This window comes from Candidatus Neomarinimicrobiota bacterium (assembly GCA_041862535.1).
GTDB lineage: Bacteria > Fidelibacterota > Marinisomatia > SCGC-AAA003-L08 > TS1B11.
The window spans coordinates 1-9974 of sequence record JBGVTM010000277.1; the positions used below are offsets into that span (position 1 = coordinate 1).

Sequence of the window (9974 nt, forward strand, 5' to 3'; positions counted from 1 at the left end):
CTTGGTATACATCTCAGACTGCTCAATGATACGAGCCGCCGTACCACCGATGTGGAAGGTCCGCAAAGTGAGCTGAGTGCCCGGTTCGCCAATGGACTGGGCCGCGATGATGCCTACAGCGTCCCCAATGCTCACTCTCCGGCCAGTGGCCAGATTGGTCCCGTAGCACATCTGGCACAGACCGTATTCTGCCTCGCATGTCAGGACTGAACGAATGCGCACCACCTCAACACCGGCATCTGAGATCTTCTTGCCCAACGGTCGATCTACCAGGCTGCCGGCTTTGGCCAATATTTCCCCGGAGTCAGGATGAACCACATCTTCCAATATCACCCGCCCGATAATGCGGTCCTCCAGGGGCTCAACAATTTCCTCTCCGTCCTTCAAATCAGTGGTGGTCAAACCTTGGATCGTACCGCAGTCAGACATGGTAATGACCACATCCTGGGCCACATCCACCAACCGACGGGTGAGGTAGCCAGCATCGGCGGTCTTGAGAGCGGTATCTGCTAAACCTTTGCGGGCACCGTGCGTGGAAATGAAATATTCCATCACCGAGAGCCCTTCCTTGAAATTGGACTTGATGGGATTCTCAATGATCTCATCCTTCGTGCCAGAAAGACTCTTTTGGGGCTTCGCCATCAGACCGCGCATACCGGCCAGCTGCCTGATCTGATCCTGGCTGCCTCGGGCTCCGGAATCAGCCATCATGTAGACCGGGTTAAAGCCCTCACGATCCTCTTCCAGGCGCTTCATCATACTCCCGGCCACGGCATTGGTAGCATGGGTCCAAATATCGATAATCTTGTTATATCGCTCCCCTTCGGTGAGAATCTGCCGGTCGAACTTCCGTTGAACATCCATCACTTCCTTGGCAGCCTTATTGATAATGTGGTACTTTTCGTCGGGAACGAGAACATCCGCGATAGCAATGGAGGCACCACTTCGGGTAGCAAACTCAAAACCGGTATCTTTCAGGCGGTCTAGAAAGGCCACCGTCTTGTAATTGCCCAGTCGCTGGAAACTCTCGCCGACAATACGCTCAAGGCTCTTCTTGGTGATCATCTCGTCGAAATAGCCCAATTCCTGGGGCACGATGGAATTGAAAATGATCCGCCCCACCGTCGTGTCCTTATACCATCGGCCATTATAGCGAAAATTCACAATGGCGTGGAGGTCCACTTCGTGGTTTTCCCATGCCAGGCGGGCTTCGTCAAAGGAGTAGAAGCTTTTACCTTCCCCCTTGGCACCCTTTCGGCTGCGTGTAAGGTAGTAGTATCCCAACACCATATCCTGGGAAGGGATGGCGATAGGATTACCATGAGCGGGATGGAGAATATTGTGACTGGAAAGCATGAGAATCCAGGATTCCATCTGCGCCTGAGCTGATAAAGGCACGTGCACAGCCATCTGGTCACCATCAAAGTCGGCATTGAATGCAGCACAGACCAGGGGGTGGAGTTTAATGGCCCGGCCGTCAACCAGTACCGGCTGGAAAGCCTGGATCCCCAGGCGGTGAAGTGTTGGAGCCCGATTGAGAAGTACTGGATGATCCCGCACAACGTATTCAAGGACTTTCAGAATTTCAGGCATTTTCTGTTCAACCATTATCTTGGCACTGCGGGGTGTCTTAGCATAGCCCCTGGTCATGAGTTCCCGGATAATTATGGGCTTAAATAGCTCCATGGCCATTTCCTTGGGGACGCCACACTGGTGCAGCTGGAGCTCAGGACCGACCACGATTACCGAACGGCCAGAATAATCCACCCGCTTGCCCAGCAGGTTTTGCCGGAACCGGCCCTGCTTGCCCCGAAGCATGTCACTCAGCGACTTAAGTGGACGTCTAGTGCCACTACGCACAGCCGTTCCGCGACGGGCATTGTCGAACAAACTATCCACCGCTTCCTGAAGCATGCGCTTCTCATTGCGTAGAATGACATCCGGTGCCTTGATTTCCAGCAGCTGCTTCAGGCGGTTGTTGCGGATAATGATGCGACGATACAGGTCATTAAGATCGGAGGCCGCAAAACGACCACCCTCCAGTGGCACCAGGGGTCGCAGCTCCGGCGGGGTGACAGGTAGGACCGTGAGAATCATCCACTCGGCTTTATTCGGTACCGACCGTTCCTGCCGGGGATCGAACATTTTCAACACCCGGAGTCGCTTGAGGGCATCCTCGGCCTTCTGGGCAGAACGAGACTCGTTGGCCACCGTGGTCAGCTCATCAACCAGATCAGGAATTCTCAAATGCTGCAGCATTTCCCGCAGGGCCTCTCCACCCATGGACGCCCGGAAGTAGTTCCCCGCCTCCCGCTCCTCATCAGAAACGGACTCGGGGCCGAACTCCATACTAAGGCCCAGATACTCATCTTCATCAATAAGATTACCATACTCTTTTCCCGACAGACCCGGGTTGAGAACGGTGTATTTCTCATAGTAGATAACCTGTTCCAGCTCCTTGGTAGAATAGCCTAAAAGGTAACTGAGCTTGCTGGGGATGGATTTCAGGTACCAGATATGGGCGACGGGAACGGCCAGGGTTATGTGACCCATGCGTTCGCGACGCACCTTCTTGCGGGTAACCTCCACTCCACACCGATCGCAGATGATACCCCGATAGCGGATGCGTTTATACTTCCCGCAATGACATTCCCAGTCCTTAACTGGACCGAAAATCCGCTCACAGAATAGACCATCCTTCTCCGGTTTATAGGAGCGGTAGTTGATAGTCTCCGGCTTGAGAACCTCTCCATAGGACTGGTTAAGGATCATCTCCGGACTCATCAGACTGAGCGTGATGGATCTGATGTCTTGCCTTGATACTGGCTGTGGTGGTTTGATGTAAACCAAAGTAACCCCCTATTTAGTCTAGGGTGATGTTCAGACCTAGTCCCTGTAGCTCTCTCAGCAGCACGTTGAAGGACTCGGGCATGCTGGGCTCAGGGGTATTATCACCTTTCACGAGCGAATTGTATAACTTGGACCGACCCTCCACATCGTCCGACTTGACGGTGAGCAGCTCTTGGAGGGTGTACGCAGCGCCATAGGCCTCCAAGGCCCAGACTTCCATCTCACCGAAACGCTGGCCCCCGAACTGAGCCTTGCCACCCAGAGGTTGTTGAGTGATAAGCGAGTAGGGGCCAGTGGAACGGGCGTGCATTTTATCATCCACTTGGTGACTCAGTTTCATCATATAAATGACCCCGACAGTAACCGGGTTTTGGGTAACCTCACCTGTGCGCCCATCTCTCAAATAGACTTTGCCATCCGGAGGCAGACCAGCGGCCTTCATCGCATTATGGACATCCTCAAGGTGAGCACCGTCAAAAACGGGAGAAGAATACCATTTGTTGAGCCTGAAACCGGCCCAGCCTAGCATGGTCTCATACAATTGGCCCAGGTTCATTCGGGAAGGTACACCTAGAGGATTGAGCACGATATCCACGGGGGTGCCATCCTCCATGAAGGGCATATCCTCTTCAGGAACAATCACTGATACGATTCCCTTGTTGCCATGACGGCCAGCCATTTTATCGCCTACAGATATTTTTCGCTTATTGGCAATATAGACCTTGGTCACCTTGATGACTCCAGGCTGGAGTTCATCACCAACACGGACTTTGAAAATGTTCCGTTCTAGCTCATCCTCAAGATCCTTCAGCGCTACCACGTGGCCCTCAAGGATCTGTCGAATCTTGCTCCAGACCTCGGCATCGTCTACCCAGGGAGATTTGAGGCTGAGGCGATCGAAGTCCAAACCGGAGACCTTAGCTTCAGTAAGTTTGGTCTTGGCCTTAATGATGGTACGGTTGGCAGCCAGATCTCGAATGCCGCCGGATAACTGGCCGATCATCTGCTTCTTGATCAATTCGTTCCGCTTCTCTAACAGAGCAATACGTTCCCTCTTGGCCCGAGCCTGAAATTCTTCAATCTGCTGCTTGTCTTCCGCTCGGCTATGGGAACTTTTCCGCTCGAATAGCTGGGTTTTTATGACCGTCCCCCTGACTCCCGACTCACACCGCTTGGAGGTGTCCTTTACGTCGCCAGCCTTTTCGCCAAAGATGGCTCGAAGGAGCTTTTCTTCCGGTGTAGGATCGGTCTCACCCTTCGGTGTCACCTTGCCAACCAAGATATCACCCGGCTTAACTTCAGCCCCTATCCGGATGACACCATGCTCGTCCAGATTCTTAGTCGCTTCTTCACTGACATTAGGGATTTCGTTAGTGAGTTCTTCAGCACCCCGTTTGGTGTCCCGCACTTCCAGCTCAGCCACCTTAATGTGTATTGACGTCAGTACATCATCCTTCAGCAGCCGTTCGTTAATAACGATCGCATCTTCGAAGTTGTACCCCCGCCAGGGCATAAAAGCCACCAGCAGGTTGCGGCCAAGGGCTAGCTCACCTAAGTCAGTAGCACATCCATCTGCCAGCAGGGTTCCTTTTTTAATCTTCTGGCCCGCCTCGACCAACGGCTTCTGGTTGATGCACGTATCCTGATTAGTGCGCAGAAATTTGTAGAGAGGATAGATTCGGAGATTCTCCTCATCCTTCAGGATCACATCTTTGTCTTTTGCGCTGGTGCGAATAGTGATCCGATCGGCCGCCACCGACTCTACCACTCCATCTATATCACAATAAATTGCCGCCCGGGAGTCCTGGGCTACTTGTGCTTCCACCCCGGTGCCCACGATCGGGCGTTCCGGCTTGAGCAGCGGTACGCTCTGGCGCTGCATGTTAGAGCCCATGAGAGCCCGGTTAGCGTCGTCGTGCTCGAGAAAGGGGATCAGTGACGCGGCTACCGATACAATCTGGCTCGGCGCCACATCCATGAAATCAACCTCCTCAGGTTCCACCAAAGGGAAATTATCCCCCTTGCGGGTCAGCACCTGCTCGTTGACAAACTTCCCATTCTTTAGCGGCTCGTTGGCCTGAGCAATGTGGACTCGGTCCTCATCATCGGCGGACAGGTATTCCACTTTATTGGTGATCCTGTAATTGCCATTTAGATGCTCAATCTTCCTATAAGGGGACTCAATAAAGCCTAATTTGTTAACTACGGCATGAGTCGCCAGGGAGCTAATAAGCCCGATATTGGGACCTTCCGGCGTTTCAATAGGACATAAACGACCATAATGGGTATAATGCACATCACGGACCTCAAAACCAGCCCGCTCCCTGGTTAGGCCACCCGGCCCCAAAGACGAAATGCGCCGTTTATGGGTAATCTCCGATAACGGATTGGTCTGATCCATAAATTGAGACAGCTGGCTGGTGCCGAAAAAGGCATTAAGCACCGACGTGACGATCCGGGAGTTGATCAGATCCTGGGGGGTGAGACTTTCAGCTTCACGGGTACTCATCCGCTCCCGGATGGTGCGCTGCATACGACTGAGAGCGATGGTAAATTGATTGGACTGCTGCTCCCCTACGGTACGAACACGACGATTCCCCAGATGGTCAATGTCATCAGGGCCTCGCTCACCTTTACGCATGCTCACCAAGTAACGGAGAGCCTCTACGAAATCTTCCCGGATCAACACCGGTGTCTCAATGGAAGCGTGAAGGTTGAACTTCTTGTTGATACGGTAGCGTCCCACCTGCCCAAGATCATATTTCTTAGAAGAGAAGAACATCCGTTCAACGAATTTTTGGGCCACATCAATGCTGGGAGCCTCGCCTGCCCGCAGATCACGATAGAACCGGGCCAGGGCTTCCCCCTGATTTGTGGTAGGATCCTTCTTGATGGTATTCAGGACCATCTCCGCGTCTAGTTCCTTGTCCTGGCTCAAAACCGATATCGCCGACACCCCGGACTTTCGTAGTAGGGTATGATCCTCCTTGGTTAATTCCTTCTCCGCTTCCGCCACTACTTCGCCGGTTTCAGTATTCACCACATCAGCGGCCAGAATACGCCCGGCTAGTTTGGCGGCAGTAGTTTTGTTAAGGGATAGTTCTTCAATTAAGCCAAAGGCCCGAAAAATATCCTCATTGGTGGCATATCCAATGGCCCGCAACAGCAGGGTAGCGGGGAACTTCCGCCGCCGGTCAATAATGGCATAGAGGCAGTCATAAATATCGGTGGTGAAATCCACCCAGGAACCCCGGAAGGGAATGATCCGCGCTTGGTAAATACTGGTGCCGTTGGGATGCTTGCTCTCCTCAAAGAAGACCCCCGGGGACCGCTGCAGCTGACTGACAATAATTCGTTCAGCACCATTGATGACGAACGTTCCCCGTTCGGTCATATACGGAATATTGCCGAAAAAGACATCCTGTTCGATACTCTGGGCATAGACCGACTTATCCTCCTCATCGGTGATATGCAGAATCAGACGAACCCGGAGCGGGACAGTATAGCTGACCCCACGATCCAGACACTCCCGAACCGCATATTTGGGTTTCCCCAGATAGTAACTGACATATTCCAGCACATAGTTGCCGTGACTATCCTCGACCGGGAACATGCTATGGAATACTTCCTCCAGACCCTTGACCTCCCGCTTTTCCGGGGAAACCTTTTCCTGGAGGAACTCTTCGAACGAGGAGGTTTGAATCGCCAACAGGTCCGGAAAATCCGCAGCTGAACTAATCCGGGTAAAAGAGTGTCGCTTCGCGACGGACTTTGGATTCACAATCAAGGTAAATCCTCCTTCTATAGACCGTGTCTACGGGGAAAGTGAACTGCTAGCAGGGAAATGGGTATCCGCGTCAACTGGCTACTTCAGCTCGACTTTTGCGCCAGCCTCTTCGAGTTTGGACTTGATGTTCTCGGCCTCTCCCTTGGAGACCCCGTCCTTCACTGTGTTCGGGGCGTTGTCTACCAGCGCTTTAGCCTCTTTCAAGCCCAGGCCAGTGATTTCACGCACTACTTTGATAACATTGATCTTCTTTTCGCCGATTTCAGCGAGCACCACGTTGAACTCACTTTTTGCCTCCTCAGGTGCCACTGCAACATCAGTGGAACCGGTGGTAGCAGCGACGACCGGTGTGGCCGCCATTACGCCAAACTTCTCCTCAATGTCCTTGATCAAGGCCGCAACCTCCAGCATGTTAGCCGATTCCAAATATCCTAAGACATCTTCACGCGTAATCGTAGCCATTAATTGTATATCTCCTTACTTTAAGCACTTTTTCGTTCTTTAAGACTGGACAGGGTCCATACCAGCTGGATAATCACACCATTTAGGGTCGAGACTAAACGCGATATGGGCTGCTGTAAGACCGCCACCAGTTGCCCTATCAGAACCTCTTTAGCTGGCAAATCTGCCAGCTCTTCGGCTGTGGTGGCCGGCAACAGTTGACCATCTAGAATCATACCGGTAATGGTCGGAATATCCCGGTTGTGGGTACTGAATTCACGTAGAATTCTGGCCGGCGCAGCGGGATCGTCATAGCTGAACGCTAGCGCCGTTTGCCCCGGCATAAAATTGGTGATCTCACCAATCCCAGCCTCCTGGGCTGCGAGGCGGGAAAGGGTCTTTTTCACCACAATATATTCGATGTTATGTTGTCTCAGTCGGGCCCGCAGCTCGGTAGCCTCGGGTGCTGACAACCCACGAAAGTCTGTAAAGTAAATTGCAGCTGCGGAGCGCATCCTGGCTGAAAGGCCTTCAATAATGGCTATTTTTCGGGGCGTGGGCATGCTCTATCGGTACCCTCTATACAAAGGCTGATTTATCTAGTTTGATCCCGGGACCCATTGTGGAAGATAAGGTCAGCTTTTTCAGATAGGTCCCTTTAGCCGCCGCCGGCTTGGCTCGGATAATCGCCTCCATCAGAGCATTCAGATTATCCCCGAGTTGCTCTGCCGAGAAAGAAAGCTTACCTACTGCGGCATGAATGATGCCGAACTTGTCTACCCGAAACTCAATTTTGCCCGCTTTTAGCTCCTTCACTGCCTTAGCAATGTCATTAGTAACAGTACCCGCTTTAGGGCTGGGCATGAGCTTGCGGGGCCCGAGAATGGAGCCCAACTTGCCTACATCCCGCATCATGTCCGGTATAGCTACCACGGCATCGAACTCCAACCAGCCTCCCTTTATCTTTTCAATCAGATCTTCCGCGCCAACGTAGTCGGCCCCGGCTTCCTGCGCTTCCATTACCTGCTCGCCCTTGGCGAACACCAGTATCCGCACTGCTTTGCCTGTGCCGTGTGGCAGGCTTACCGTTCCTCGGACCATTTGATCGGCATGACGCGGGTCTACCCCCAAATTAATGGCCAGCTCCACACTCTGGTCGAATTTGGCCGGGACGCCGTCCTTGAGCAGCTTAAGGGCTTCCACCAACTCATAGTGTTGGTTGCGATCAATTTTCCCAAGGGCATTCCGGTAGGCTTTGCTGCGCTTCACCAGCTAGTCCTCCACAACGATACCCATGCTACGGGCGGTACCTGCAATCATCTTCACCGCCGCCTCCTCGGTCCCAGCATTCAAGTCCGGCAGCTTGATCCGGGCAATTTCCCGAATCTGCTGCATGGTTACCATGCCCACCTTCTCCCGGTTGGGTTCCCCTGAGCCCTTCTCAGCCTTAGCTGCCTTGAGCAGGAGAATCGATGCAGGAGGTGTTTTGGTTGCAAAACTGAAAGACCGATCGGCATAGACGGTGATTTCCACCGGAATGATCATCCCCATCTGATCCTGGGTCTTGGCGTTATAAGCCTTGCAGAACTCCATAATATTAACGCCGTGCTGGCCCAGGGCGGGGCCCACCGGCGGCGCTGGTGAGGCCTGACCAGCCGGTAATTGCAATTTGATAAAACCGATGATTTTCTTGGCCACGGAATAAACCCGCGTTACTTCTCCAGCTCAACCTGGAGAAAATCCAGTTCAACTGGCGTAGGTCGCCCGAAAATTGAGACGGTTACCTTGACTTTCTGCTTGTCATCATTGACCTCTTCCACAAACCCGGTGAAGTCCACAAAGGGGCCATCAATCACTTTGATGGGATCACCTACCTTATACTTGTGGGCCATCACTTCGCGGCCCTCCTTACCCTGGACTTCACCCAGGATGCGACTGATTTCCTCGTCCCGTAGGGGAATCGGCTCACCCTTAGGACCGACGAAACTGATCACCCCCGGAACGTTCTCAACGAGAAAGCGGACCTCTTTAGTAAGGTGCAGGTTGGCCAGGATATAGCCCGGAAAGAAGACCTTGTTGCGGACTCTCTTTTTCCCCTCGCGCATCTCCACCACGTTCTCCGAGGGGACCAGAATTTCGCCAATCTGATCCCGCAGACCAGCTTCTTCAGATTCATATAGCAAGGCCTCCCGGGTCTTTTTTTCCTTACCGGAAATGACCCGGAGCGAATACCACTCCATCGCTGCAGGGACTTTACTGTAAGCTGCCATAACCGTTATAAGATGAAAGACACAACTCGAGACAGACTAAAATCAACCATGAACAAGAAAATCACCAGGATCAAGGACAAAACCAGCACAACCGCCGTTGAGCCCCTCAGCTCACCCATGGTAGGCCAGGAGACTTTTTTCATCTCGAACTCGACCCCTTTCAGAAACTCCCGGATCCGTTTAATCATCTATTGCTACTCATCCTCCGGGAGAATGTGCTCACCCATCTGTCCGCTTAACCAATGAGCAGGTGAGGCAGGAATCGAACCCGCAACCGCCGGTTTTGGAGACCGGTGCTCTACCAATTGAGCTACTCACCTAAGAGCAACAGGGCTATTTGGTTTCCCGATGGACCGTGTGTGTTCGGCACCAGCGGCAATATTTACGATACTCCAGGCGTTCAGGCTGTGACCGTCGATTCTTCGTTGTGGTATAACGAGAACGCCTGCATTCTACACATTCCAGAATAACCAGGTCTCGCTTGCTATTACCCATGACAGGATAACTACGCCACCACCTGGGTGACGACGCCGGCGCCTACAGTGTGGCCACCTTCGCGAATGGCGAAGCGCAATTCCTTATCCATGGCGATGGGGGTGATCAATTCCACTTCCATGTTCACATTG

Annotated in this window: 10 protein-coding genes and 1 tRNA gene; all 11 read right to left on the minus strand. The window is 52.8% G+C overall.

Going from position 1 to position 9974, the window contains the following annotated elements:
• The coding region (gene rpoC / locus ACETWG_10255; GenBank protein ID MFB0516966.1) for a DNA-directed RNA polymerase subunit beta' at positions 1-2841 on the minus strand (2841 nt) is incomplete at its 3' end.
• A 22-nt stretch (positions 2842-2863) separates the two neighbouring features.
• Entirely contained in the window at positions 2864-6631 is a 3768-nt protein-coding gene (gene rpoB, locus ACETWG_10260) for a DNA-directed RNA polymerase subunit beta (GenBank protein MFB0516967.1), read from the minus strand.
• Positions 6632-6715: 84 nt separating this feature from the next.
• Entirely contained in the window at positions 6716-7099 is a 384-nt protein-coding gene (gene rplL / locus ACETWG_10265; GenBank protein MFB0516968.1) for a 50S ribosomal protein L7/L12, read from the minus strand.
• A gap of 20 nt (positions 7100-7119) precedes the next feature.
• Positions 7120-7641, minus strand: a complete 522-nt coding sequence (rplJ, locus tag ACETWG_10270; GenBank protein MFB0516969.1) for a 50S ribosomal protein L10 — start codon at positions 7639-7641, stop codon at positions 7120-7122.
• Between the two features lie 16 nt (positions 7642-7657).
• Positions 7658-8350 (minus strand): 50S ribosomal protein L1, encoded by a 693-nt coding sequence (rplA, locus tag ACETWG_10275; protein ID MFB0516970.1) that lies wholly within the window; start codon positions 8348-8350, stop codon positions 7658-7660.
• Complete coding sequence (rplK, locus tag ACETWG_10280; GenBank protein MFB0516971.1) at positions 8351-8776, minus strand: 50S ribosomal protein L11; 426 nt, start codon at positions 8774-8776, stop codon at positions 8351-8353. It abuts the gene before it with no gap.
• Positions 8777-8790: 14 nt separating this feature from the next.
• Positions 8791-9318, minus strand: a complete 528-nt coding sequence (nusG, locus tag ACETWG_10285; protein ID MFB0516972.1) for a transcription termination/antitermination protein NusG — start codon at positions 9316-9318, stop codon at positions 8791-8793.
• Between the two features lie 35 nt (positions 9319-9353).
• Positions 9354-9536, minus strand: a complete 183-nt coding sequence (gene secE, locus ACETWG_10290) for a preprotein translocase subunit SecE (GenBank protein ID MFB0516973.1) — start codon at positions 9534-9536, stop codon at positions 9354-9356.
• Positions 9537-9595: 59 nt separating this feature from the next.
• Positions 9596-9668, minus strand: a tRNA-Trp gene (locus ACETWG_10295).
• 13 nt (positions 9669-9681) lie between these two features.
• A complete protein-coding gene (gene rpmG / locus ACETWG_10300; protein MFB0516974.1) occupies positions 9682-9843 on the minus strand; it encodes a 50S ribosomal protein L33 in 162 nt (53 codons plus the stop codon).
• Positions 9844-9853: 10 nt separating this feature from the next.
• A partial coding sequence (locus tag ACETWG_10305) for a hypothetical protein (GenBank protein MFB0516975.1) occupies positions 9854-9974 on the minus strand: 121 nt, incomplete at its 5' end.

Coding starts and splice junctions, on each gene's coding strand:
- nusG (MFB0516972.1), bottom strand. CDS start 9,318: ATGGAGTGGTATTCGCTCCGGGTCATTTCCGGTAAGGAAAAAAAGACC.
- secE (MFB0516973.1), bottom strand. CDS start 9,536: ATGATTAAACGGATCCGGGAGTTTCTGAAAGGGGTCGAGTTCGAGATG.
- rpmG (MFB0516974.1), bottom strand. CDS start 9,843: ATGGGTAATAGCAAGCGAGACCTGGTTATTCTGGAATGTGTAGAATGC.
- rplJ (MFB0516969.1), bottom strand. CDS start 7,641: ATGCCCACGCCCCGAAAAATAGCCATTATTGAAGGCCTTTCAGCCAGG.
- rplL (MFB0516968.1), bottom strand. CDS start 7,099: ATGGCTACGATTACGCGTGAAGATGTCTTAGGATATTTGGAATCGGCT.